Here is a 23,361-nt window from a genome sequence, read left to right on the forward strand (position 1 = left end):
GAGGTGCTACTACCCAGGTCATGACGGGTTGACATCCGCCGGAATCCACCGGCGGAGAGCGTGGATCGATGGTCTCGAAGAGCTCGGACCGGGTTCAATGGAATGAGCTAGGGCGTAACCAGGCAGCCGTGACGCGCGGCAAAGGACGGAGAGCAATGAGCGACAGCAACGGAACCGCGAAGGCCACGCAGGACTCCTCCGCAACTCCCACCCCCGGCCCGCGCCCGTCCGGCGCCCCCAAGCCCGGCGGCAACACCCCCCATCCCAAGCCGCATGCGATCAAGCCCGCTCCCGGCCCGGCCCAGCCGCATCCCCACCCCGTCGTCGTGCCCACCGTCACCGATCCCAGCGCCTGGGGCCGGGTCGACGAGGACGGCACCGCCTGGGTGAAAACCGCTGAGGGCGAACGGGTCATCGGTTCCTGGCAGGCCGGTGACGCCGCCGAGGGCCTGGCGCACTTCGGCCGCCGCTTCGACGACCTGGCCACCGAGGTGGCGCTGCTCGAGGCGCGCCTGGCCGCGGGCGCGGATGCCCGCAAGACGAAGGCCGCCGCCGTCACGCTGGCCGAATCGCTGCCCACCGCCGCCGTCATCGGCGATATCGACGGTCTGGCGCGCCGCCTGCAGGCCATCGCCGAGCATTCCGAGGAAGCCGCCGCGCAGGCCAAGGAAGAGAAAGAGCGCGCCAAGCACGAGCACACCGAGCGCAAAGAGACGCTGTGCGCCGAGGCCGAGAAGATCGCCGCCGAATCCACGCAGTGGAAGGCCGCCGGTGACCGCCTGCGCGAGATCCTCGACGAATGGAAGTCGATCCGCGGCGTGGACCGCAAGGTCGACGACGCACTGTGGAAGCGCTACTCCAAAGCCCGCGAGGCCTTCAACCGCCGCCGCGGCGCGCACTTCGCCGAGCTGGACCGGGAACGCGCCGCCGCCAAGACCCGCAAGGAAGAGCTGTGCGTGCGGGCCGAGGAGCTGTCCGGCTCCACCGATTGGGGCGGCACCGCCGCGGTGTTCCGCGATCTGCTGACCGAGTGGAAGGCCGCGGGGCGGGCCCCGCGCGAGGCCGACGAGGCTCTGTGGCGGCGTTTCAAGAGCGCGCAGGACGTATTCTTCGCCGCCCGCAACGCGGCGGTCTCGGAGCGCGACGCCGAATTCGAGCACAACGCCACCGCCAAGGAGGAGTTGCTGCGCGCCTACGAGCACATCGACCCGGCCACCGGCCTGGACGCCGCCCGCGCCGCGCTGCGCGAGTTGCAGGACAAGTGGGACGCCGTCGGCAAGGTCCCGCGCGAGCGCATCCAGGAGCTCGAGGGCAAGCTGCGCGCCATCGAGAAGCGGGTCCGCGAGGCCGCGGACGCCCAGTGGCGGCGCAGCGATCCGGAGGCGATGGCGCGGGCCGCGCAGTTCCGCGAGCGCGTCGCCCAGTTCGAGGAGCAGGCCGCCAAGGCGCAGGCCGCCGGCAACAAGCGCGACGCCGAGAAGGCGCTGGAGCAGGCCAAGCAGTGGCGGGAGTGGGCCGAGGCCGCGGAGGGCGCGGTCAGCAACCTCTGAATCGAACCGCACGGCGCTTCCGGCTGGCAGGTTGCCGGAAGCGCCGCTTCATGTTCCGATCACGGCGCGGTCCGAGATGTGCGGAGCTTGTGGAGATGCCGTAGCGAGTCGTGCCGGGGCGCAACGTGATCCGGGCCGCCGCCGATAACGTCGGCATGGTGCGGCAGGTATGGGATTCATGGGGAGACGTGCTCGTCGTCTGGGCGCTGGCCGTCCCACTGCTGAGCGCCGGCGCGGCACTGGTGTTCCGGCTGCGGGTGCGGCGCGGGCAGCCCCGCGAGCAGGCGCTGCGGCACACGGTCACCGAGGCCGGGATGCTCGGCGCGACGCTGCCGTGGGTGTGGATGATCCTCACCCCCGCCGACGGGCAGCGCCAGGTGATCCTGATTCCGTTGCGGGACCTGATCGACACGCTGACCGAGGCGTCCAGCAATACGGTGATCCAGGTGACGGCGAACACGGTGCTGTTCCTGCCGCTGGGTTTCCTACTGCCGCTGCGGTTTCCGCGGTTCGCGGGCGTGCTGGGGCCGACGCTGCTCGGCGCGGCTCTGTCCGCGTCCCTGGAGATCGCGCAGTACGTCCTGGATCTCGGCCGCTACTCCTCGGTCGACGACGTGCTGATGAACGCGGCGGGCGCGGGCCTCGGCGCCTGGCTCGCGCGCCGCTACACCGCCCGGCGCGCACCCGAACATCGTTACAGCGCGCGGATTCTCGCGCGCATCGGCTGACTACTCGCCGGTGAGGCGGCGGCGGTCGCGCGTCTCCGCCTCGGCGGCGGCGATGCGGCGCTGCTCCTCGGCGGCCAGCTGCAACGTGGTGCGGCTCCAGACCACCCGGATCCAGTGGAAGGTGAGCACCATGATCGCCAGCGTGCCGACGATCAACCCGATGCCGGGGCCCGAGCCGCTGATATTGCCGACGCCCGGGGTCTGCCGGTGCCAGATGGAGAAGACGCCGAACGCGCAGCCGATGGCCGAACCGGCGACCGCGATCCAGGCCAGCACCCAGCGCCGGGTCATCAGCGCCAGCAGCGAGAAGCCGACGCCGAAGACGACGGTGAACCAGACGAAGATGCGCGAGGGCAGGCCGATGTGCTCGAGCCGGGTGACATCGGTGCCGAGCAGCACGTCGAAGCCGCGCGCCGCACCCGCGTGCGGCAGCACCAGCGAGATCAGCAGCACGAAGACCGCGCCCGCCACCACCATCGCGCGCACGCCGGGATCGATCTCGCCCGCGATGCGCCGCTCGACGGCGTCGAGCTCGCCGCGGAACTGTTCGAAGTCGTTGCTGCTGTCGACCGAGTTCACTGAACCCTCGTCTCCTTCGGCTGGATCGGCACCTGGCGGGTCCACTGTGCCATCCCGGCTCCCCGCCGGATCAGCCGACCCACTACGTCCGGTAGTAGCGTCCTCGCGATCGTCCGGTTCGCTGCCGTTCATGCCACCTCCTCCGTTGCCCCGGTGATACCACACGCTCCCCGGCGGCGTGGGCGAGTCAGCTGCCGCAGCCGGTGGCGCAGCCAGCGGCCGCGACCGGTTCCAGGACCGGCGCGCCGATCCGCGGCAGGCCGAGGCCGACGCCGATCGGCTCGGTCTTGGGCGTGATCCCGCGCTCGTGGGCGTCACCGGCGCGGGTGCGGCGGTGCGACTTGATCGGGGAATCGGCGATCAGGAAGTGCGGCGCCGCCTCGGTCACGTCGACCACGACGATGTCGCCGGGACGGATGGGCTCGGCCGTGCCGCCGGGCCGGAAGTGCACCAGCCGGCCGTCGCGCGCGCGTCCGCTCATCCGGGCGGTGGCGGCGTTCTTCTTGCCCGCGCCCTCGGCGACCAGCAGTTCGACCTCGGTGCCGAGCAGTTCCCGGTTCGCCTCCAGGCAGACTTCCTCCTGGACCGCGATCAGCCGGTCGTAGCGCTCCTGCACGACGGCCTTGGGCAGCTGGTCGGGCATGTCGGCGGCGGGCGTGCCCGGGCGGATGGAGTACTGGAAGGTGAAGGCGCTGGTGAAGCGAGCCCGGCGCACCACGTCCAGCGTCTCCTGGAAATCCTCCTCGGTTTCGCCGGGGAAGCCCACGATGATGTCGGTGGTGATGGCCGCGTGCGGCATCGCGGCGCGGACCTTCTCGATGATGCCGAGGTAACGCGATTTGCGGTAGGACCGCCGCATCGCCTTGAGCACCCGGTCCGAGCCGGACTGCAGCGGCATGTGCAGCTGCGGGCAGATATTCGGGGTCTCGGCCATCGCCTCGATGACGTCGTCGGTGAACTCGGCCGGATGCGGTGAGGTGAAACGGACGCGCTCCAGGCCCTCGATGCCGCCGCAGGCGCGCAGCAGCTTCGCGAAGGCCGAGCGGTCGCGCGGCTCGGAGTCGTCGACGAAATTCACGCCGTAGGAATTCACGTTCTGGCCGAGCAAAGTCACCTCGAGCACACCCTGATCGACCAGGGCCTGCACCTCGGCCAGCACGTCGCCGGGGCGGCGGTCGACCTCCTTGCCGCGCAGCGCGGGCACGATGCAGAACGTGCAGGTGTTGTTGCAGCCCACCGAGATCGACACCCAGCCCGCGTAGGCGGACTCGCGCTTGGCGGGCAGCGTGGAGGGGAAGGCCTCGAGGGATTCGAGGATCTCGACCTGGGCCTCGGCATTGTGGCGGGCGCGTTCCAGCAGCACCGGCAGCGAGCCGAGGTTGTGTGTGCCGAACACCACGTCCACCCACGGCGCCTTACGGACGACGACGTCGCGGTCCTTCTGGGCCAGGCAGCCGCCGACGGCGATCTGCATGCCGGGCCGCTCGGCCTTGATCGGCGCGAGATGGCCGAGGGTGCCGTAGAGCTTGTTGTCGGCGTTCTCCCGGACCGCGCAGGTATTGAAGACGACGAGATCGGCCGTCGCCCCCGGCGTGGCCTTGACGTATCCCGCATCCTCGAGCAGGCCGGACAAGCGCTCGGAATCGTGCACGTTCATCTGGCAACCGAAGGTGCGGACCTCGTAACTACGCGTGATCACCGCTGCCTGTCCGTTCGAATCCACCCGTCCAGGGTACGGGGGTATGCAAACCGGACATCGCCCCATACCCTCGCCCGCGGGCGGGTCGGACAGCTCACTTTTTCCGATGAATCCGGGGGAAGTGCAGTCGGCGAGGCCGTCGGTGTCGAAGCATCGATGAGAGTTGTTTTCGAGCAGAGGTGTTGGGCATGGCCACAGTCGGGATATCCATCGAACGGACCGTGGTGCGCGGGGTGGTGCTGACCAGAGATTCCCGGGAGATCCTGCTGCGCGCGACGCAGCGCCGGCTACCGGGTGACACGACCGCGGCGGTGGTCACCGCGATGCTGGACGGTTTCGCGGCCGAGCTCGGCGCGAGCGACCGCCTCGACGATGTCGCCATCGTCTACCGGTCGGTGCTGGAGCGGCGGGCGATCCTCACGGATCTGGCGGCCGGGAAGTGGGCGGCGGCGTCGCTGGTCTCGGATCGCACGGCGCTGGCCGAACTGATCCGGGCCGAGCCCGGGTTCGGCGAGTTCGGCACGGTGCTCATGCTGGAGGTGCTGGACGGTCACACCTCCTTCGTCTGCCTCGGGCCGGACCGGAACACGGTCGCCGCGGCGGATTCCTGGGCTTTCGGCATGAACGACACCGATGCCGCGGCGCAGATCCTGCCGATCCTGAACACGGTCACCCCCGCGCCGGACGCGGTCATCCTGTGCGGCGCGGACGATCCTGCCATCACCCCGGCGCTGCGCCGCGGACTGCCCACCACGGTGGCACTGGTGCCCTATCACGCCGACGCGGCGGCCCGGGGCGCGGCGCTGATCGCCGCCGACCAGCTGCGGAGCCTGGCGCCCGCGCCGCCGGCCGACACGGGCCGGACGCGGCGACTGCTCGCCGCCGCCGTGGCGGTGACGGTGCTCGGCACGTCGGCGGTGGGCGTGGCCGCGCTGCTCGACAGCCGATCAGGGGACGAAGCCGCCGCACCACAGGCGAATACGGTGGTCGCCACCAGCGCCGGGGCATCGACGCCCGGTCCGGGTCCCACAGCCTCGGCGACGGCCACACCCGGCGACGGCGCCTCGGCGCCGACTCCGCCCGAACCAGCGTCCACGGAGCCGAGCACGCCGAACCTCGATCCGCCGCTGCCTGCCGAATCGATCAACCCGCCACCGCCCAGCACCACCGCTCAGCCGCCCGGGGCCCTTTGGTCGACAACACCGCCCCCACCGCGGAGTCCAGCGGAACCTGAACCCGCGGAGCCGACCGAGGCGCCGCCCGCCGAGCCACCGCCGTCACCACCGCGCACCACCGTCGGCGCCCCGGACGGCAATTGGCTCTTCCCGGGCGAGTCCCCGCCGCCACCGGCAAACGCCGACCCCGAACTGATCCGCGCCTGGTGGGCGAACCACTGGCTGCTCAAAGAGCGGTGGCTGCGCGGCGGCTGAGGCCGAAAGCTGCCGGTTTACTGTGTTACATCTATGTGACGTCTCGGCGTGTCGGCGCGGCATGTCGTCGAAAGCGGGGCAAACGCCACTTTTCCCCTTAAGGTCTTGGACCATGACCGACGCCGCTGCCGCACCCGACACGACCGGGGACGCTTCAACCGGGGACGAAGGCGCCACCACCACCGCGCCGCCAACGCTGACCAAGGACACCGCGCCTACCGAGCCGGGTCCCGCCGCGGCCGGACCGCCGATGATCTCCATGAAAAAAGTGGACAAGCACTTCGGTGATCTGCATGTGCTGCGCGACATCAACCTCGAGGTGCCCAAGGGCGAGGTCGTGATCGTGCTCGGCCCCTCCGGCTCGGGCAAGTCCACGCTGTGCCGCACCATCAACCGGCTCGAGCCGATCGATTCCGGCGCCATCGCCATCGACGGCGTGCCGCTGCCCGCCGAGGGCAAGGCGCTGGCCGCGTTGCGCGCCGACGTCGGCATGGTGTTCCAGTCGTTCAACCTGTTCGCGCACAAGACGATCCTCGAGAACGTGATGCTCGCGCCGATCAAGGTCCGCAAGATCAAGAAGGAAGACGCCCGCACCCGCGCCATGGAGCTGCTGGAGCGCGTCGGCATCGCCAACCAGGCCGACAAGTACCCGGCCCAGCTCTCCGGCGGCCAGCAGCAGCGCGTGGCCATCGCCCGCGCGCTGGCGATGAACCCCAAGGTGATGCTCTTCGACGAGCCCACCTCGGCGCTGGACCCGGAAATGGTCAACGAGGTGCTCGACGTGATGGTGTCGCTGGCCAAGGAGGGGATGACGATGCTGGTCGTCACCCACGAGATGGGCTTCGCCCGCCGGGCCGGCAACCGGGTGCTCTTCATGGCCGACGGCGAGGTCGTCGAGGACGCCACCCCCGATGTCTTCTTCACCGCCCCGAAATCCGACCGCGCCAAGGACTTCCTCGGCAAGATCTTGAGCCACTGACACTTCGCGAACACCGAGATAGTTAGGAACCCGATGAGGATCAACCGTGCACTTCGCTTCGGTGTCGGGGCGCTCGCCCTGGCGCTGGCCGTCACCGCCTGTGGCGGCGGCGACGAGAAGTCCGCTCTCGACAACGCCAAGGACGGCAAACTGACCGTCGGCATCAAGTACGACCAGCCCGGCCTCGGCCTGCGCAACAAGGACGGCTCGTTCTCCGGCTTCGACGTCGAGGTCGCCAAGTACGTGGCGAACAAGCTCGGTGTGAAGCCCGAGAACGTCACGTTCAAGGAATCGCCGACCCCGCAGCGTGAGTCGCTGCTGGAGAACGGTCAGGTCGACTACATCGTCGCCACCTACTCCATCACCGACAAGCGCAAGGAGAAGGTCGACTTCGCGGGCCCGTACTACGTGGCCGGCCAGTCGCTGCTGGTGAAGTCGGAGAACACCGACATCACCGGTCCGGAATCGCTGACCGGCAACAAGAAGCTGTGCTCGGTCAAGGGCTCCACCCCGGCGCAGAACGTCAAGGAGAAGTACGCCAAGGACGTGCAGCTGCAGGAGTTCGACACCTACTCGCTGTGTGTCGAGGCGCTGCTCAACGGCTCGGTCGACGCGCTGACCACCGACGACATCATTCTGGCCGGCTTCGCCGCGCAGTCGCCGGGCAAGCTCAAGGTCGTCGGCAAGAGCTTCACCACCGAGAACTACGGCATCGGCGTCAAGAAGGGCGACACCGAGCTGCGTAACAAGATCAACGACGCGATCGAGGCCATGATCGCGGACGGTTCCTGGGACAAGGCGATCGCCGCCACGGTCGGCGCGTCCGGCTTCAAGGCCGCCTCGCAGCCGAAGGTGAACCGCTACTGAGGTTTTCGCCTCGCGGGTGGTTCGGGCGATCCTCGAGCCACCCGCTCTCAGTTCCAACCGATTAGCAAATCCACATCCGATCGGAGGGCCGCGCCCACGTGTTCGACCTGATCTCGCGGTATGACACCAAGATCCTGGAAGCCTTCTGGGTGACCATCAAGCTGACCTTCTTCGCCGGGGTCGGCGCACTCATCCTGGGCACCATTGTCGCCGCCATGCGCGTGTCCCCCGTTCCGATCGCGCGCGCGGTCGGCACCGCGTACGTCACCATTTTCCGCAACACCCCGCTGACGCTGATCATCGTCTTCTGCTCGCTCGGCCTGTACTCCACGCTGGGCTGGACGCTGGGCAGCGATGTCATCACCGACATCAACTACCGGTGGGCCATCATCGGCCTGGCCATCTACACCGGCGCTTTCGTCTGCGAGTCGCTGCGTTCGGGCATCAACACCGTCGCGCTCGGCCAGTCCGAGGCGGGCCGGTCGCTGGGCCTGACGTTCAGCCAGAACCTGCGCTTCATCGTGCTGCCGCAGGCGTTCCGGTCCGTCATCGCTCCGCTGGGCAGCGTGCTCATCGCGTTGACCAAGAACTCCACCGTCGCGGCGGTCATCGGCGTCTCCGAGGCCGCGCTGCTGATGTCGGAGATGCTGGAGACGGAGGCCGCGCTGATCGCCATCGGTGCGATCTTCGCGCTCGGCTTCGTGGTGCTGACCCTGCCGATGGGCCTGCTGTTCGGCTGGCTCGCCAAGCGATTCGAGGTAGCCCGATGACCAAGCGCGCTTCCGTCCTGTTCGACGCGCCGGGCCCCAAGGCGCGGGTGCGGTACGTCATCTATTCGATCGTCGTGGTCGCGGCCGTGCTGGCCGGCCTGGTCTGGGTGTTCCTGCAGTTCCAGGACAAGGGCCAGTTCACCTCCGACAAGTGGAAGCCGTTCACCGACGCCGAGATCTGGGAGACCTATCTGCTGCCCGGTGTGCGCGGCACGCTGGTCGCGGCGGCGCTGTCGATCGTGCTCGCGCTCATCGTCGGCATGGTCTTCGGCATGCTGCGGCTCTCGGATCATCGTGCGGTGCGCGGTTTCGCGGGCACCCTCGTCGAGGTCGCCCGCGCCATCCCGGTGCTGATCCTGATGATCTTCCTGTACGCGATCTTCTCCGAGTACAAGGTCTTCGACACCGACCAGCGCACGCTGGCCGCGGTGGTGGCGGCGCTGACCATCTACAACGGATCGGTCATCGCCGAGATCGTGCGCGCGGGCATCCGGTCGCTGCCCAAGGGCCAGAGCGAGGCCGCGGTCGCGCTCGGCATGCGCAAGGGCCAGTTGATGCGGCTGGTGCTGCTGCCGCAGGCGATCACCGCGATGCTGCCGGCGCTGGTCTCGCAGATGGTGGTGGCGCTGAAGGATACGGCGCTGGGCTACCTGATTCTCTACACCGAGCTGGTGCGGTCCGGGTTCCAGATGGGCGCCGCCCTGCAGAACACCATTCCGGCGCTGCTGGTCGTGGGCGTCATCATGATCTTCTTCAACAGCATGCTCACCCTGCTCGCCACCAAGCTGGAGCAGCGGCTGCGCACCCGCTCGAAGAAGGGGCGCGCGGTGGTCGCCGCGGATTCGGTGCTCACCGACGCGGCGCCGGGCGTGGACCTCACCCAGAAGTAGTTCCGCACACGCCGATTCGGCCCCTGCCCGCTCGTGCGGGCAGGGGCCGAACGCTTTTCAGGAACGCAGGGCCTCGATGGCCCGATCAATCCCCTTCTTGTCGTAGCCGTTGCTGGGCAGGGTCGCCCCGTGCGCGTGCCGGACGACGCCGTCGCGGTCGAACAGGACGGTGCCGGACTGCTGCATCGTGCCGAAGAGCTTGCGGGTCAAGCCGATCGACGCGTGCGGGTCGGTGCCCACGAGCACCGGATACGGGATGCCGTGGCGGACTTTCCAGGCGGCCGCCGTGGCGCGATCCTCGGGCACCACGATGGCCACCCGGACGCCGTTGTCGTCGAAGTGCTGCCGCCGGGCGACCAGATCGCGGGCATGGCGGGTGCAGAGCGGGCAGGTCGTGGCGCGGACGAAGTACAGCAGCACGCCGCGCGCGGGCCGCTGGTCGGCCAGTTGCCAGGGGTGGCCGCCGCTGTCCTCGAGGGCCAGTGCGGGCGCGCGAGTTCCTGAATCGAGCATGGGGAAGCCTTCTTTCGGCTCGGAAGATTTACACGGTGGGGACGAGGGTGTCCCGGATGGCGGTGCGGGCGCGGTGCAGCTGCGACTTCATCGCCGCGACGCTCAAACCCAGCGCGTCGGCGGTGGCGCCGCCGGAGTACCCGAGCACATCGCGCATGATCAGCACCTGCCGCTGCACGGCGGGCAGCCCGACGATCGCGTTCGTGAGCTGGTCGGTGTCCAGGCGGCGCAGCGCCTCCTCCTCCGCTGAGGCGGCGGGATCCTCGGCGGCGAACGCGCCGGCGTCCGGCACCGAGTCGAGCATGCGGCGCGCACGCCGCAGGCACTCGTTGCGCACGATCCGGAACATCCACGAGGCGATGGCGCCGGTCGCCCGCAACGTCCCGATCTTGCGGTACAGGATGATCAACGCCTCCTGCGCGGCGTCCTCGGCGTCCTCGGAGGTGGCGCACAGATGAAACGCGAAGCGCCGCACATGCGGATGCGCACCGTGCACCACCGCGGCGATAGCCTCCCGATCACCCTCCTGCGCCGCCTCGACCAGCCGCGCCCCAGCCCACCCGGACTCTCTTCGATTCATTGGCACTTTCACGACCATAAGAGCATGCCCGACCGGAAAAGGATTCGCCGAAACAGTTTCCTCGCTCTGCCCGTGGCGGGCCGCACAGCTGGGCGCGGGACGCCCTGCACACTCAGGCGTGCGACGAAGCCGCACGGTCAGGCGCGAAACCCGAACAGCCGAACGCTGGGCGAGTCCGGACAAAGGCACACGTGAGCCATACATTCAAGCGCCCGACGAACCCACTAGTCGGGCGCGTGTCGATCGCGCAGCCATACGGAGGGCAAGCCTGCACAGCCGGGCGCGGGGCAAGGGTCGGACCGTTAAGGCCACACGACGAACACACAAGCGCTCGACGGACCCGCCAACCGGGCACACCACGATCCCGCACAGTCAGGCGCGCGGCGAACTCGCGCAGTCGGGTGCGCGGGGCAACCCGCTCAGCCAGGCGCGAGGCGGGGCACGAGGCGGGGCGCGAGGCGGGGCGCGAGGCGGGGCGCGAGGCGGGGCGCGAGGCGGGGCGCGAGGCGGGGCGCGAGGCGGGGCGCGAGGCGGGGCGCGAGGCGAGCGGCACGCATAGATGCGTGCCGCCGCCAGGTTCGCTGATCTGGCTGTCTAGGAGGGTGACTCAGGTTCCCCGGGGCTCGGGCAGTCGAGTGGTGCTGTTCGGGTGGTGGAGCGGCGGGTCAGGGTTTGGGGCGGACCGGGAGTTCGCCGAGGCCGCGGAAGAGGATGCTGTGTTGCCAGTCCGGTTCGAAGGCGCGGTCGGATAGATCCAGGTCGGGGAATCGTTGCAGGAGGGCTGTGAAGGCGATTTCGGCTTCCATGCGGGCCAGGGGGGCGCCGATGCAGAAGTGGATGCCGTGGCCGAAGGCCAGGTGGCCGGCGGAGTTGGCGGTGATGTCGAGGTGGCTCGGGTCGTCGTAGCGGGCCGGGTCGCGGTTGGCGGCGGAGAGGGCGACGTAGACCAGTTCGCCGGTGGGGATGGTGTGGCCGCCGATCTCGACCGGCTCGGCGGTGAATCGTACTGTCGCCCAGCCCACCGGGCCCTCGTAGCGCAGGAACTCCTCGACGGCGGCGGGTATCCCCGAGAGGTCGGCGCGCAGCGCGTCCCACTGGGCTCTGTCGCGCAGCAGGGCGTAGGTGCCGTTGGCCAGCAGATTCACCGTGGTCTCGTGCCCGGCGACCAGCAGCAGGAACGACATCGCCACGAGTTCCTGCTCGTCGAGACGCTCGCCGTCCTCGGCGGGCTGCACCAGCCCCGAGAGCAGGTCGGCTTCGGGGTGGCTCTGCTTGGCCGCGATCAGCGTGCGCAGGTACTCCGACATGGCCAGCGTGGCCGCATTACGCTCCGCCACGGTATTGCCCGAACCGACGAGCACCCTGGTCCACGCCTGGAAATCGGCCCGGTCGGCATAGGGCACGCCGAGCAGTTCACAGATCACGGTGACCGGCAGGGGATTCGCGAACGCCTGGAGTAGATCGACCTCGTCGCGGCCGGCCATCGCTTCGAGCAGCTCGGCGGTGATCGCCTCGATGCGCGGCCGCAACGCCGCCACCCGGCGCGGCGTGAACGCCTTGGTGACCAGCTTGCGCAGGCGGGTGTGATCGGGCGGGTCGCTGTTGAGCATGTGCGACCCGAGCGCTTCGGCACTCTCGCTGGAGAGGATCTCCGCGCTCTTCTGCCGGAACAGCTCGTACATGTCGGCGGCGTTCTTGCGCAGCCGCGGATCCGCGAGCGCCGCACGGCCTTCGGCGTAACCGATGATCACCCAGCAGGGGACCCCGTGCGCGAACTGCACCCGGTGCACCGGACCGTGCTCGCGCCACTGTTCGTAATACCGATGCGGATCGGCGTAGAAATCACCGTCCACCATTTTCACCGGTTCGTCGATCCCGATCTCGACCATGCTGACCTCGCTATCCACCGCCCGTTCCCCGCCTGCTCCGAACCCTCAGGCGCTGACATCGGCCACGCTACCGAAACCGTTGCCATACCGCCGTTTTCGCAGATCAATCGGTGACATCACATGCAATTTCGCTGCGCCGCAGTCGTTTCGAAGCACCGGCGGATTCGGCGGAACTTCGGCATCTGCCGCTGAGGTCCGGGCCGAAAATCGGTGGCGGTGGAAGGCGAGGTGGGTCATGGTGTCAGGCGACGGAAGGACAGCATGCTCGACGAGGATCAGATCGAATCGTTTGTCGCCGAGGGGTTCGTGAAGGTGGCCGGGGCGTTTCCGGCGGAGGTGGCGGCCGCGGGCCGGGCGATCCTCTGGCAAGCCAGCGGATGCGATCCCGACGACGCCGCGACCTGGCGGCAACCGGTGGTCCGGGTCGGCGAGCGGGGTGAGGAGCCGTTTGCGCGGGCGGTCACCGCGCCGGCGCTGGTGACGGCCTTCGATCAGCTGGCCGGGGCGGGGAACTGGTTGCCGCGCAACAGCCTCGGTACGTTCCCGATCCGGTTCCCCGTGGGCGGAGACCCCGGAGACGACGGCTGGCACATCGATGTCAGCTTTCCCGGGCCCGATCCGACGGACTATTTCAGCTGGCGGGTGAACCTGTGGTCGCGAGGCCGGGCGCTGCTGATGCTGTTCCTGTTCTCCGATGTCGGCGACGAGGACGCGCCGACGCGAATCCGGGTCGGCTCGCATCGCCGGCTGCCCGCGCTGCTGGCACCGTACGGCGAGGCCGGCGCGGACCTGACCCAGCTGGATTGTGCCGGGGCGACTGCCGATCTGCCGGAGACCGCGGCCACCGGCCGGGCCGGGGATGTGTATCTGTGCCACCCATTCCTGGTGCACGCCGCCCAGCGGCACCGAGGGACCGGCGTCCGTTTCCTCGCGCAGCCTCCGCTGCTGTCCCGAAACCCCTGCGTACTGGAGCGCTCAGACGGCGCGTACACACCTGTCGAACGCGCGATCCGCGACAGCCTCGACACCTGAGCGACCACGCGGCGTTCGGCGCGAACTACTCGCTGGGCAGCTCGACCCCGGCCAGCTCGGCCTTCACGACCGCGAAGGCGACGGACTGCGGGTAGCCGCGGCGCGCCAGCATGCCGACCAGGCGGCGGAGCACCTTTTCGCGATCCAGGCCGGACGGGATGGTGCGAAGCTTGCGGCGGACCAGTTCGGTGGCGCGCGCGGATTCGTCGTCGGTGCTGATGGATTCGAGGGCGGGGGCCGCGTCGGCCTGGGCTACGCCCTTGCGGCGGAGCTCCTGGGCGAGTGCCTGTTTGCCCTTGCCGGAGAAGGTGTGCCGGGAGTGCACCCACTGCTCGGCGAAGGCCGCGTCATCGATGAGGCCGACGTCGGTGAGACGGGCCAGGGCCTGCTCGGTGATATCGGGGGTGTAGCCCTTGGCCGCGAGGCGCTGGGCGAGTTCGGCGCGGCTGCGAGCGCGGACGGCGAGCAGGCGAAGACACGCCTCTTTTGCCTGCTCGACCGTCCCGCCCTGCGGAGTGCGGTCCTTGCGGGACCGATCGGAATCGGCGCCCGCGGCGGAGCCGCCTCCCCCGGATCCGGCCGCCACCGGATCCGCGCTGTGAGTTCCCCGGGTGCGGCGACCGCGCCGGCGTTCGGCGGGTTCGCGTTCGCCGAAGGGGGAATCCGACGAACGTCGCCTTCGCCCGCGCTCGTCGCGGGCCGGGGGCGTGAACCCGGTCGAGCGCGCCCGCTGCGGATCGGGATCGCTCGACCGGGTCCCCGCGGAGTCCGGCTCGCCGCCACCACCTGCGGCCGGCCGGACTGGTCTGGGTTCCCCGGTGCCGGACCAGGGCCCGGTGTGCACCGGTGCTGATCGGCGGGGTGCGGGCGCGGAATCGACCCCGCGCCCAGCGGAGGAAATAGTCGTGTCGGTGACGCCGAGCTGAAGCAGCCTGTGGCGCATCTCCCCCACCGGATCGGTGGGGGCGGCGCTGCTCTCGGCGCGCCGGCTGCCGCCAGGGGCAGCCGGGGCGGCTTCGTCGCTGCTCATGCTCGGCTCGCGAGGCTCAGAACTCGGCGGGGGCTTCGGCTTCGGCCGTCAGATCGGCGCCGATACCGAGCTTCTCCTTGATCTTCTTCTCGATCTCGTCGCGAATGTCGGTGTTCTCCAGCAGGAACTTGCGGGCGTTCTCCTTGCCCTGGCCGAGCTGGTCGCCCTCGTAGGTGTACCAGGAGCCGGACTTGCGGATGAAGCCGTGCTCGACGCCCATATCGATGAGCGAGCCCTCCTTGGAGATGCCGAAACCGTAGAGGATGTCGAACTCGGCCTGCTTGAACGGCGGCGAGACCTTGTTCTTCACGACCTTGACGCGGGTGCGGTTACCGACCGCGTCGGTGCCGTCCTTGAGGGTCTCGATGCGGCGCACGTCCAGGCGGACGGAAGCGTAGAACTTCAGCGCCTTACCACCGGTGGTCGTCTCCGGGGAGCCGAACATGACGCCGATCTTCTCGCGCAGCTGGTTGATGAAGATGGCGGTGGTGCCCGAGTTGTTCATGGCGCCCGTCATCTTGCGCAGGGCCTGGCTCATCAGGCGGGCCTGCAGGCCGACGTGGCTGTCGCCCATCTCGCCCTCGATCTCGGCGCGCGGCACGAGCGCGGCCACCGAGTCGATGACGATGATGTCGAGCGCGCCGGAACGCACCAGCATGTCGGCGATTTCGAGGGCCTGCTCACCGGTGTCCGGCTGGGAGACCAGCAGGGCGTCGGTGTCGACGCCGAGCTTGCGGGCGTAGTCGGGGTCGAGCGCGTGCTCGGCGTCGATGAACGCGGCGACGCCGCCGGCGGCCTGGGCATTGGCCACCGCGTGCAGCGCGACAGTCGTCTTACCCGAGGATTCCGGACCGTAGATCTCCACCACGCGGCCGCGCGGCAGACCGCCGATGCCCAGGGCGACATCCAGGGCGATGGACCCGGTGGGGATCACCGAGATCGGCTGGCGGGCTTCCTCGCCCAGACGCATGACCGCGCCCTTGCCGAAGCTCTTCTCCACCTGAGCCAGCGCCAGCTCGAGCGCCTTGTCGCGGTCGTACGCCTGTGGTGCCATGTCCTGATCCCCTTTTCGACGGGTAAGTCCTGTTGCTTGGTTGGCGCCCACAGTAGAGGGCGGCACCGACAAGTTCTGGCGACCAGATTAGACGAACACGTGTTCGAGTCAAGCGACGCGCCCCGCGACACGCGCCCCGACTTGCGACACGCGGCAACCTGCACGCAAAGCCGCCGCCAGATTACCGCTGCGGCAGCGGGGTCTCGTCCGCCACCGGCCGGGGGCCGAAGATGCGGCGCTCCGCCGCCGCGATGCGGACGTCGTTGATGCTGGCCTCGCGCCGCGACATCAGGCCCTCGGGCGTGAACTCCCACTGCTCGTTGCCGTAGCTGCGCCACCACTGCCCCGTCTCGTCGTGCCATTCGTACTGGAAACGCACGGCGATGCGGTTGCCCTCGAAGGCCCACAGATCTTTGCGCAGGGCGTAGCCGTTCTCGGCGGCCCACTTCCGAGTGAGGAACTCGACGATGGCGGCGCGGCCGGTGAAGAACTCGTCGCGGTTGCGCCACACCGAATCCTCGGTGTACGCGGCGGCGACTTTCTCCGGATCCCGGGTGTTCCAGGCGTTTTCGGCGGCGCGGACCTTGGCCTCGGCGGATGCCAGGTCGAAGGGCGGCAGTGGTGGGCGCATGAGCGGTCCTTAAGTCGGAGGTTTCGAGATCGAGTAATGGGGCCGGGCGCTTATTCCGCAGGCGGGTTCACCGGCGAGAACTCGGGCGGCCCCCAGCGCAGCGGCCCGCGCGACTCGACGACCTCGGTGACGGTGAAGTCGATCGAGCACTGCGCTCCGGGCGCGAAGGTGCCGGATTCCCAGTTCAGTTCGGCGGTGCCGGTGAGTTGCAGCAGCACCCCGCTCGCCCAGTCCGGGACGAGCAGACCGCAGCGCGGATCGACCGCGAGATTGCCCAGCGTCATGAACATCGAGTTGCCCGCGTAGTCCGGCCAGCGCAGCCGGGTGGGCGAGAGTACGCGCAGGAAGCCGGGGTTGCCGCCGCGATGCGAGGCGTCGGCATGGCCGGCGGCGTCGGCGGAGGCGACGAAGAAGGCGTCGGCCGCGGTGATCAGAGCCTGCTGCGCCGCGTCGAGTTCGGGACCGCGCCGGATCGGTGCGGCCTCCGCCGGGCGATAGGCGGTGAGCTGCCTGCGGGAGATGTATTTCGGGCAGTTCGCGTAGACCTGATCGGTGGTGATCCGCAGCCCGCCGGGCGCGGCGTCGGACCGGCCGTTGAATCGTATCCGCCTGCGGCGCTGCGGTTGCAGGGCGATCATGCCGACGCGGGCGGAGCCGTCCAGCGCTTCCCGGAGCGGGTCACGGGGCGCGAGTTCCGCTGTCAGCGCCAGGGTTTCGTCGTCCACCGCGTGCGCGAATCCAGGCGGCCCGGCGAGCTGGCTCGCCCACATCCGTCCGGCCCGGTCCGCGGCGGCGAGCACCACCATCGGTTGCGCGGCCAGGAAATCGGCCGCCACCTCGGGGATCTCGGCCTGGATCATCCGGCCGACCCGGGCCGCGATGTGCGCCTGCCCCATGCGCGCCTGCACGGCGAGTTCGCCGGCGTGGAAGGTGGCCATCCCAATTCTCCTGTCCTGCACGAGATCCGGGGGCAGGGAATCGGCGATTCGCTACTTTCCGTGCTGCTCCCGGACGGGCTCGTAATCGTCGGGCGGCGGATTGTCGCGCTGTCCGCGCTCGCTCTCGTCCACCCAGTCGGCCACCGCGGTGCCCGCGATCATCCCGTCGGTGCCCGGCAGGATGGTGTGCGGCCGATGGTCCTCGTAGGTCTCGGCCATCTGTTCGGCCTGTTGCTTGTGCTTGTCCTCGATTTCCGGTTCCGGTGTCGCCGCGGGCGCGTCGGGTTCGGTCCGTTGTTCGTCTGCGCTCATAAGGCGGATCTGCCCGCCACCGTGCGCGGCAAACGAGGTACGGCGGAACCCGGCGCGTTCCCGCAGGAATGTTAACCATCGACATTTAGTTGACTGGTTAGAAGATAAACGCGGGAGGCCCAGCCGTCAACCGGTAAAATCAGCTTCAACAGTTAGATGATGGACGCTTCCGCTTCGGCCCGAAGGAGACCGCTAATCTCAGGCATGCTCGATCCACGCCCCCACCTCGGTGAACCGCTCGCGCTGGACCTGCTCAACACCCGGTGGATGGACAACGGACCCCAGGATCTGCTCACCGAGGTGGCCGGTCTGAAAATCTGGCTGACCACGGCCGGGATCACCGCGCCCGCCGACGCGCGCACCCTGGAGGCCGTCCTGGCGGCGCGCTCCGCCATCTACGACACCGTGCAGCACGCCGACCACGCGGCACTCAACGACATCCTCGAGCACGGCCGCATCCGTCGCCGGCTCACCGCGAACGGGCCGGCCGACATCCCCGATGTGGCCGACACCGCCTGGCTGCCCGGCTGGCTCGCCGCCGACAACCTGCTGCACCTGCTCGACCGCGCCCCCGGCCGGCTGCGCCAATGCGCGCACCCGGACTGCGTGCTGTTCTTCTACGACACCTCCAAGAACGGCACCCGCCGCTGGCACTCCATGGCCACCTGCGGCAACCGCACCAAAGCGGCGCGGCACTACACCACTCAGAAGAGCTCGTCGAGCAGCCGGTAATAGTCCAGCCGCCGCTGATCCGGGTCGGTGAGACCGTAGGCGGCGAAGAACGCGGCGACCTCGCCGGCGCTGTGATGCTCGCCGAGATCGCGGACGGCCAGCGCCAGATCACGGTAGCGATCCGCGACGCCGAGGGCGCCGACATCGAGCAGGATGCCGCCCTCCAGCACATTGGCCGAGGTGAAATCGCCGTGTGCGACAACGAGATCGGTCTCCGCCGGGCGCTGCTCGCGCAACTGGGCGAGCACCGACTCCGGCGTGCGGCCCCGGTTGTCGTCGTCGAAGTCCTCGGCGTCCACCAAGCCCTCGACCACCATCCGGCGGGCGTGCGCGAGCGTGCTGTCGAGTCTGCCGTCGAACGGGCACTCGTCGATCGGGACACTGTGCAGCCGCCGCAGCACCGAGCCCATGAGCGCGCCGACCGAGGGTGTGCGCGTGTCGCCGAGGGCGGCCAGGCTCGGCGCGCCCGCGTCGGCCAGCAGCAGGACGTCCGCGTCGAAGGCGGCGACGTCCGGCAGTCGAATCCCCTTGCCCCGCAACCATTCCAGACGGGCGTGTTCGGCGACCGCGCGTGGGCCGCGCTTCATCCAGTACCGCCCGTTGACGAACGCGACGCCGCCGCTCTGCCCTTCGTGCTCGTCGGAGAACACCGGCGTCTCCCCCACCAGCGCCCGCACGGCGGCCGGTAGGGCGATCGGCAACTGCTCCAGCGTTTCCAGCGCGACCCGGGTCGACTCGATCAGCTCCGGATCCCCCTCGGCGATCCGCCGATGCTGCGCCTCGGTGAGCAGCGCCCGCGCCTCCGCGAGCCGGCCCTGCTCGGCCAGCGCCTTGCCCAGGTGCTGCACCGCGAAGGACAGCAGTTCGCTCTCGGGCGCGCACTCGCGGGCCGCGTCCATCGCGCGGCGGTAGAGCACCTCGGCCGTCGCCACCTCGCCCTGATAGCGGTAGACATCGGCCAGATTGATCCAGACCGAGACGCGGCGCTGCGTGGTCGAGCGCAGGCCGTCGGCCGCGTCGACGGCGGCCAGTTCCAAGGCCCGGTCCAGGTGGTCCAGCGCCGCCTCGAACCGGCCCAGCAGCATCAACTCGATGCCCGTCTGTCGGAAACCGGCGAAATCGGCCGGCTCGGCCGCGGCGACGCGCGCCGCCAAGCCCTCGGGATCGACCGGGATCATCCGCTGCCGCTCGTCGAACCGGTAGCCCGTCGTCACCAGCGCACCTTCGGCACATCGAATTCGGCGCACAGCGCGCGCCACACCTCCCGCGGGTCGACACCCGCCTCGATGGCGGCCGCGCCCGTCCGGCCCAGCCCCGGGATCACGTGATCGCGCAGCAGCACGTCGCCGCGCGCCGTCCCGAACTCGGTATGCAACAGCTCCTGGAACTCAGTCAACCGCACCGTGTTCAAGATACTCGCGCGGACGGGGACGCCCCAGCCCGCCTGGTCGGAGGGCGGAGCGCGCGGTGCCGCCCGCGACTTCGCTGGTCGACCACGGCACGGCGCCTCCCATCGCCCCGATCCGCCGAGCGTCCGCACATCGGTGACCAACCGGCGCGGGCGGCCCACACCGGTGCGGTTTCCCGCTGCTGGGTCGGCACGCGGCGATGACGCTGGACGCGGCGGTCGCACCACATCGAGTGGCGAGCCCCCAGGCCAGCGGGCGGCGCGCTTCGTCATCCCAACGCCATAGCCGCGGACACGCCACTCGAGCAACGCCGAGGTTATCGGGCCGACACGATGTCGATCACTTCACCAGCGCGCCACACCCGGGCAAGACGCCCGGCCTACTGGGCCGACACGTTGCCGATCACCTCACCGGCACGCCACAGGACGCTCGGCCTACTGGGCCGACACGATGTCGACCACCTCACCGGCCACAGGACGCTTGGCCGACTGAGCCGACACGATGTCGACCACCTCACCGGCCACAGGACGCACGGCCTACTGCCCCGACACGTTGCCGACCACCTCACCGGCACGCCACAGGACGCTCGGCCTACTGGGCCGACACGATGTCGACCACCTCACCGGCCACAGGACGCTCGGCTACTGCGCCGACACGTTGCCGATCACCTTGTGACAGAGCTCGACCGGGTCGGAAACCTCGGCGAGGGTCATCGCGGCGGCTTCGGCGGCGGCGGTGTAGCGAGGGTGGTCGAGCATCGACTGGACGGCCGTGCGGATGGCGTCGGGGGTGAGCGGGCGGACGAGGATCGAGCTGCCTTGGCGGACCGCGCGGTTGGCGAGTTCCCACTGGTCGCCGCCGCCGGGGATGGTGACGATGGGAACGCCGGCGAGCAAGGATTTGGCGAGCAGTCCGTGGCCGCCGCCGCCGACGCAGACCGCGGCGTGGCCGAGGAGCTCGTCTTGGCGGCCCAGGCCCGCGGTGGCCCAGGCCGGCAGGTCGGCGGGGGGTGTGTCGAGCATCGAGATGGCCACGCGGACACCGGTTCCGGCCAAGGCCGCCAGGACGGTCTCGACCATGCCCGCGACGCCGGTGTGCGCGGTGGAGGGGGCGACCATGACCAGCGGGCCGTCGCCCGGTGGCGGGGTCAGGATCTCCGGGGTGGGTTCCCAGAGGAGGGGGCCGATGAGGTGGGCGTTGTCCGGCCAGTCGGGGCGCGGCACCTCCAGCGCGGGCAGGGTGGCCAGCAGGCGCAGGGCGGGGCCGGGGTCGGTGGCGGGCAAACCGACACTCGCCCTGGCCGTTTCGCGCTGCCGCAGGCCGTTGCGCACCGCGCGGGCCGTCATCGTGCGCAGCACGTTGTCGCGCAGGCGGCCGCGGACGCCGGTACCGACCGCGAGGCCACTGCCGATGGGCGGCAAGCCTTTCGAGGGCAGGTAGAGCGGGTGCGGGGACAGCTCCACCCAGGGGACGCCGAGCCGCTCGGCCGCCATGCCGCCGCCCGCGGTGAGCACGTCGGAGACCACCAGTTCGGGCAGCATCGCGCTGAGATCGGGCATGATTTCGGTCGAAATGTGGGCTGCCCGTTCGTGAATCCGCCGCCCGGCGTCGCCGTCGTTCTCTCCGGCGCGCGGCGCGAGCCCCTTGAGCTTGCGCACCGGGATCCCGGCGCTCTTCGCGGCGTCGAACCAGCGCGGACCCGTGAACAGCACCGGCTCGTCCCCCGCCGCCAGGAACCGCTCGCACAGCGCCAACGCCGGAAACGCATGTCCGGGATCGGGCCCGGCGACTACGGCTACACGCATGCGCTCAGACTGCCACACGCCCCGCACCGGCGAACGCCGCCGTACGTCATGTCCGGATCGGCCGCCACGGCGATGGTCCCGCCGCGGGCGACGAGCCGAGCCCCGTGCGCCCTACACAGCCCGCTCGCCCATCCCGCAGGCATGCACCCCGCCCGCAGGCAGCCGATTCCAACCCGCTCGTCCATCCCGCGGGCACGCACCCCGCCCGCAGGCAGCCGATTCCAACCCGCTCGTCCATCCCGCGGGCACGCACCCCGCGGGCAGGCAGCCGATTCCAGCCCGCTCGTCGATCCTGCGGGCCCCTGCGCGCTGCGGACAGCCGATCAGCTCGCGAAGTAGTACAGCTCGAACCCGACAGCGTGCGCCGCGGGGAAACCCTCGATCGCCTCGGTGGCGCGGTCGACGATGAAGCGAGCCTGCTCTTCAACCGGTTCCGCGCTGAGGATCTCCAGGTAGCGGCGATGCTCGAGGAGCGAGGCCAGGGCCTGATCGCGCTGGGCCCCGACGTCGACCGCGTGGGTCGGGCCGGGCCCGGCAACAGCGGCCCAGCGGGCCGCCCAGGGCGCCAGGTGGGCGAGGTCGGGGAAGATCCACTCGTTGCCCGCGTCGGAGATGGCGTCCAGGGCGGCGCGGCCGACGGCGCGGTGGTCGGCGCTATTGGCGTAGCCGGGCATCCACGTGTCACCGAAGTTGAACAGCACCACCATTTCCGGCTGGTGGCGACGGATGGCGGCGGCCAGATCGCGGCGCAGCTCCAGGCTCTCCTGGATCCGGCCGTCCGGATGCCCGAGGAACTCGACCTGGTGCACCCCGACCGCTTTGGCGGCGGCGATCTCCTCGGCCTCGCGCAGCGGACCCGCCTCGGCGGGCGGCACGCCGGCCATACCGGCCTCGCCGCTGCTGGCCAGCACGTAGCGAATGTCCTTGCCCTGGCCGGTCCAGCGGGCCACCGCGGCGGCCGCGCCGTATTCGATGTCGTCGGGATGGGCGACGATGACGATGCCGCGCTGCCAGTCCTCCGGAATCTGCTCCACGAGTCCATTCAAGCACCGATACGCGCGCGGCCGCGGACGGTCGGCATCGACTGTCCGCGGCCGGAGTCCGCACTCAGACCTTGTTGATGGTGGTCTTCTCCTCCGACCCGGTGACCGCCTTGTAGAGCAGGTACAGGCCGAACACGATGGCACTGATCATCAGGATCGGGAACAGACCCTTGATCAGCGCACCGATGATCATGAACGCGATCCAGACGAGCGCGACCACACCGATGATCTTCCACAGCATTGCTGCCTCCCAAGTCTCCGGAACCGCCGTCCGACGATCCGCTCCTTCGACTCTGACAGCTCCGAGCCTGGAAATCACCAGGTCAGCAGCGATATCGGTGAAAGATCCGGGTAGACCCTGACAGCGCTGCCCCGAGCGGCCTAGGGGATCGCGGCGGCGCAGTTGACCACCGCGTACAGGCCGCTGGCCGTCTGCTCGGCCACGGTCCGGCCGTTCACGGTGATCCGGCAGGTGATGTCGCCGACGCCGTTGCGCTGGGCGTTCAGCGCCAGGGCGAGCGTGGGACTGGTGACGCGCTTGTGCCACGGCAGCGGCGTGGACACCTCGGTCCGCAGCAGATTGTCGCCACCGACGTAGGCGACACTGTGCGCGGTGCCGGTGGTGGCGCTGACCTCGTAGGTGACCGTTCCGGCGGCCGGCAGCGGCTCCTGTTCGACGAGCGCCACCGGGGCGGGCGAACTCTCGGCGACCACCGCCACCGCGAGCGCCACCAAGGCGGCGGTGACCGTCACCAGTCCCACCGCGACGATTCCGGCGCGCGCGGATCCGCGCCGCCGATCCGCGGGTATCTCGACCGGCAACTGCCCCGGCCACCGCTGATTCGATCCAGCCACCACCGAACGATAAGGGCCCGGCGAACCCGGCCCCACCCCGTTGGAA

Annotated in this window: 25 protein-coding genes; 9 read left to right on the forward strand and 16 right to left on the reverse strand. The window is 69.9% G+C overall.

The genetic code is table 11. The features are described from left to right. The first annotated feature begins 155 nt into the window (after positions 1-155). Together AB0I43_RS21700 and AB0I43_RS21705 are read left to right on the forward strand one after the other, a co-directional pair. Positions 156-1,550: a DUF349 domain-containing protein gene (locus AB0I43_RS21700; protein WP_356975301.1), complete on the forward strand. Its 1,395-nt coding sequence runs from the start codon at positions 156-158 to the stop codon at positions 1,548-1,550. A gap of 110 nt (positions 1,551-1,660) precedes the next feature. Next, the gene (locus AB0I43_RS21705; protein WP_356975299.1) at positions 1,661-2,278 is read left to right on the forward strand and encodes a VanZ family protein; all 618 of its coding nucleotides are present in this window, start codon (positions 1,661-1,663) and stop codon (positions 2,276-2,278) included. Here AB0I43_RS21705 and AB0I43_RS21710 read toward each other — a convergent pair whose 3' ends face one another. After that, on the reverse strand, positions 2,279-2,857 hold the full coding sequence (locus AB0I43_RS21710) for a hypothetical protein (RefSeq protein ID WP_356975298.1): 579 nt from the start codon (positions 2,855-2,857) through the stop codon (positions 2,279-2,281). A 187-nt stretch (positions 2,858-3,044) separates the two neighbouring features. Beyond that, positions 3,045-4,622 (reverse strand): tRNA (N6-isopentenyl adenosine(37)-C2)-methylthiotransferase MiaB, encoded by a 1,578-nt coding sequence (gene miaB / locus AB0I43_RS21715; RefSeq protein ID WP_356975296.1) that lies wholly within the window; start codon positions 4,620-4,622, stop codon positions 3,045-3,047. 122 nt (positions 4,623-4,744) lie between these two features. Between miaB and AB0I43_RS21720 the strand changes: the two genes are divergently transcribed. From AB0I43_RS21720 to AB0I43_RS21740, 5 genes are all read left to right on the forward strand, one after another. After that, positions 4,745-5,986, forward strand: coding sequence for a hypothetical protein (locus AB0I43_RS21720; RefSeq protein ID WP_356975294.1), 1,242 nt, complete (start codon positions 4,745-4,747; stop codon positions 5,984-5,986). A 250-nt stretch (positions 5,987-6,236) separates the two neighbouring features. Further along, on the forward strand, positions 6,237-6,965 hold the full coding sequence (locus AB0I43_RS21725) for an amino acid ABC transporter ATP-binding protein (RefSeq protein WP_356975783.1): 729 nt from the start codon (positions 6,237-6,239) through the stop codon (positions 6,963-6,965). Between the two features lie 33 nt (positions 6,966-6,998). Next, the gene (locus AB0I43_RS21730; RefSeq protein ID WP_356975292.1) at positions 6,999-7,832 is read left to right on the forward strand and encodes a glutamate ABC transporter substrate-binding protein; all 834 of its coding nucleotides are present in this window, start codon (positions 6,999-7,001) and stop codon (positions 7,830-7,832) included. A gap of 98 nt (positions 7,833-7,930) precedes the next feature. After that, entirely contained in the window at positions 7,931-8,602 is a 672-nt protein-coding gene (locus AB0I43_RS21735) for an amino acid ABC transporter permease (protein ID WP_356975290.1), read from the forward strand. After that, positions 8,599-9,492: an amino acid ABC transporter permease gene (locus AB0I43_RS21740; RefSeq protein ID WP_356975289.1), complete on the forward strand. Its 894-nt coding sequence runs from the start codon at positions 8,599-8,601 to the stop codon at positions 9,490-9,492. The genes AB0I43_RS21735 and AB0I43_RS21740 overlap by 4 nt, the downstream gene beginning before the upstream one ends. 57 nt (positions 9,493-9,549) lie before the next feature. Here AB0I43_RS21740 and AB0I43_RS21745 read toward each other — a convergent pair whose 3' ends face one another. The 3 genes from AB0I43_RS21745 to AB0I43_RS21755 all read right to left on the reverse strand — a co-directional run bounded on the left by AB0I43_RS21745 (position 9,550) and on the right by AB0I43_RS21755 (position 12,492). Further along, positions 9,550-10,005, reverse strand: coding sequence for a redoxin domain-containing protein (locus tag AB0I43_RS21745; protein ID WP_356975288.1), 456 nt, complete (start codon positions 10,003-10,005; stop codon positions 9,550-9,552). 28 nt (positions 10,006-10,033) lie between these two features. Beyond that, positions 10,034-10,585 (reverse strand): RNA polymerase sigma factor, encoded by a 552-nt coding sequence (locus AB0I43_RS21750; RefSeq protein ID WP_356975781.1) that lies wholly within the window; start codon positions 10,583-10,585, stop codon positions 10,034-10,036. Positions 10,586-11,250: 665 nt separating this feature from the next. Further along, a complete protein-coding gene (locus AB0I43_RS21755; protein ID WP_356981472.1) occupies positions 11,251-12,492 on the reverse strand; it encodes a cytochrome P450 in 1,242 nt (413 codons plus the stop codon). A 243-nt stretch (positions 12,493-12,735) separates the two neighbouring features. On the opposite strand from AB0I43_RS21755, the gene AB0I43_RS21760 reads away from it, so the two are divergent. Continuing rightward, a complete protein-coding gene (locus AB0I43_RS21760; protein WP_356981473.1) occupies positions 12,736-13,506 on the forward strand; it encodes a phytanoyl-CoA dioxygenase family protein in 771 nt (256 codons plus the stop codon). Between the two features lie 25 nt (positions 13,507-13,531). Here AB0I43_RS21760 and recX read toward each other — a convergent pair whose 3' ends face one another. The 5 genes from recX to AB0I43_RS21785 form a co-directional block, all read right to left on the reverse strand. Beyond that, on the reverse strand, positions 13,532-14,092 hold the full coding sequence (recX, locus tag AB0I43_RS21765; protein WP_356981494.1) for a recombination regulator RecX: 561 nt from the start codon (positions 14,090-14,092) through the stop codon (positions 13,532-13,534). Between the two features lie 460 nt (positions 14,093-14,552). Next, positions 14,553-15,590 carry a recombinase RecA gene (recA, locus tag AB0I43_RS21770; protein WP_356981474.1) on the reverse strand — a complete coding sequence of 346 codons (1,038 nt, stop codon included), beginning with the start codon at positions 15,588-15,590 and terminating at the stop codon, positions 14,553-14,555. Between the two features lie 181 nt (positions 15,591-15,771). Beyond that, on the reverse strand, positions 15,772-16,221 hold the full coding sequence (locus AB0I43_RS21775; RefSeq protein ID WP_356981475.1) for a nuclear transport factor 2 family protein: 450 nt from the start codon (positions 16,219-16,221) through the stop codon (positions 15,772-15,774). A gap of 50 nt (positions 16,222-16,271) precedes the next feature. Then, on the reverse strand, positions 16,272-17,159 hold the full coding sequence (locus tag AB0I43_RS21780) for a pyridoxamine 5'-phosphate oxidase family protein (protein WP_356981476.1): 888 nt from the start codon (positions 17,157-17,159) through the stop codon (positions 16,272-16,274). 51 nt (positions 17,160-17,210) lie between these two features. After that, positions 17,211-17,471: a hypothetical protein gene (locus tag AB0I43_RS21785; RefSeq protein ID WP_356981477.1), complete on the reverse strand. Its 261-nt coding sequence runs from the start codon at positions 17,469-17,471 to the stop codon at positions 17,211-17,213. Between the two features lie 204 nt (positions 17,472-17,675). Between AB0I43_RS21785 and AB0I43_RS21790 the strand changes: the two genes are divergently transcribed. Further along, positions 17,676-18,203, forward strand: coding sequence for a CGNR zinc finger domain-containing protein (locus tag AB0I43_RS21790; RefSeq protein WP_356981478.1), 528 nt, complete (start codon positions 17,676-17,678; stop codon positions 18,201-18,203). Here the strand turns inward: AB0I43_RS21790 and AB0I43_RS21795 are convergent. The 6 genes from AB0I43_RS21795 to AB0I43_RS21820 form a co-directional block, all read right to left on the reverse strand. Continuing rightward, the gene (locus tag AB0I43_RS21795) at positions 18,176-19,417 is read right to left on the reverse strand and encodes a phosphotransferase (protein WP_356981479.1); all 1,242 of its coding nucleotides are present in this window, start codon (positions 19,415-19,417) and stop codon (positions 18,176-18,178) included. The genes AB0I43_RS21790 and AB0I43_RS21795 overlap by 28 nt on opposite strands. After that, positions 19,414-19,605, reverse strand: coding sequence for a DUF3046 domain-containing protein (locus AB0I43_RS21800; protein WP_356981480.1), 192 nt, complete (start codon positions 19,603-19,605; stop codon positions 19,414-19,416). The genes AB0I43_RS21795 and AB0I43_RS21800 overlap by 4 nt, the downstream gene beginning before the upstream one ends. Positions 19,606-20,253: 648 nt before the next feature. Then, positions 20,254-21,417 (reverse strand): nucleotide disphospho-sugar-binding domain-containing protein, encoded by a 1,164-nt coding sequence (locus AB0I43_RS21805; RefSeq protein WP_356981481.1) that lies wholly within the window; start codon positions 21,415-21,417, stop codon positions 20,254-20,256. A 323-nt stretch (positions 21,418-21,740) separates the two neighbouring features. Beyond that, complete coding sequence (locus AB0I43_RS21810) at positions 21,741-22,451, reverse strand: PIG-L deacetylase family protein (RefSeq protein WP_356981482.1); 711 nt, start codon at positions 22,449-22,451, stop codon at positions 21,741-21,743. A gap of 73 nt (positions 22,452-22,524) precedes the next feature. Next, positions 22,525-22,701 (reverse strand): hypothetical protein, encoded by a 177-nt coding sequence (locus AB0I43_RS21815; protein ID WP_356981483.1) that lies wholly within the window; start codon positions 22,699-22,701, stop codon positions 22,525-22,527. Between the two features lie 140 nt (positions 22,702-22,841). Then, complete coding sequence (locus AB0I43_RS21820; RefSeq protein WP_356981484.1) at positions 22,842-23,315, reverse strand: MmpS family transport accessory protein; 474 nt, start codon at positions 23,313-23,315, stop codon at positions 22,842-22,844. Positions 23,316-23,361: the final 46 nt, after the last annotated feature.

Source organism: Nocardia sp. NPDC050435, assembly GCF_040655395.1.
Taxonomy (GTDB): Bacteria; Actinomycetota; Actinomycetes; order Mycobacteriales; family Mycobacteriaceae; genus Nocardia.

Bases quoted from the DNA above. Each gene is read 5' to 3' on its own strand.
- miaB (WP_356975296.1), bottom strand. From the start codon at position 4,622: ATGGGGCGATGTCCGGTTTGCATACCCCCGTACCCTGGACGGGTGGAT.
- AB0I43_RS21740 (WP_356975289.1), top strand. From the start codon at position 8,599: ATGACCAAGCGCGCTTCCGTCCTGTTCGACGCGCCGGGCCCCAAGGCG.
- AB0I43_RS21720 (WP_356975294.1), top strand. From the start codon at position 4,745: ATGGCCACAGTCGGGATATCCATCGAACGGACCGTGGTGCGCGGGGTG.
- AB0I43_RS21725 (WP_356975783.1), top strand. From the start codon at position 6,237: ATGATCTCCATGAAAAAAGTGGACAAGCACTTCGGTGATCTGCATGTG.
- AB0I43_RS21775 (WP_356981475.1), bottom strand. From the start codon at position 16,221: ATGCGCCCACCACTGCCGCCCTTCGACCTGGCATCCGCCGAGGCCAAG.
- AB0I43_RS21700 (WP_356975301.1), top strand. From the start codon at position 156: ATGAGCGACAGCAACGGAACCGCGAAGGCCACGCAGGACTCCTCCGCA.
- AB0I43_RS21750 (WP_356975781.1), bottom strand. From the start codon at position 10,585: ATGAATCGAAGAGAGTCCGGGTGGGCTGGGGCGCGGCTGGTCGAGGCG.
- AB0I43_RS21780 (WP_356981476.1), bottom strand. From the start codon at position 17,159: ATGGCCACCTTCCACGCCGGCGAACTCGCCGTGCAGGCGCGCATGGGG.
- AB0I43_RS21760 (WP_356981473.1), top strand. From the start codon at position 12,736: ATGCTCGACGAGGATCAGATCGAATCGTTTGTCGCCGAGGGGTTCGTG.
- AB0I43_RS21745 (WP_356975288.1), bottom strand. From the start codon at position 10,005: ATGCTCGATTCAGGAACTCGCGCGCCCGCACTGGCCCTCGAGGACAGC.
- recA (WP_356981474.1), bottom strand. From the start codon at position 15,590: ATGGCACCACAGGCGTACGACCGCGACAAGGCGCTCGAGCTGGCGCTG.
- AB0I43_RS21790 (WP_356981478.1), top strand. From the start codon at position 17,676: ATGCTCGATCCACGCCCCCACCTCGGTGAACCGCTCGCGCTGGACCTG.
- AB0I43_RS21785 (WP_356981477.1), bottom strand. From the start codon at position 17,471: ATGAGCGCAGACGAACAACGGACCGAACCCGACGCGCCCGCGGCGACA.
- AB0I43_RS21815 (WP_356981483.1), bottom strand. From the start codon at position 22,701: ATGCTGTGGAAGATCATCGGTGTGGTCGCGCTCGTCTGGATCGCGTTC.
- AB0I43_RS21730 (WP_356975292.1), top strand. From the start codon at position 6,999: ATGAGGATCAACCGTGCACTTCGCTTCGGTGTCGGGGCGCTCGCCCTG.
- AB0I43_RS21805 (WP_356981481.1), bottom strand. From the start codon at position 21,417: ATGCGTGTAGCCGTAGTCGCCGGGCCCGATCCCGGACATGCGTTTCCG.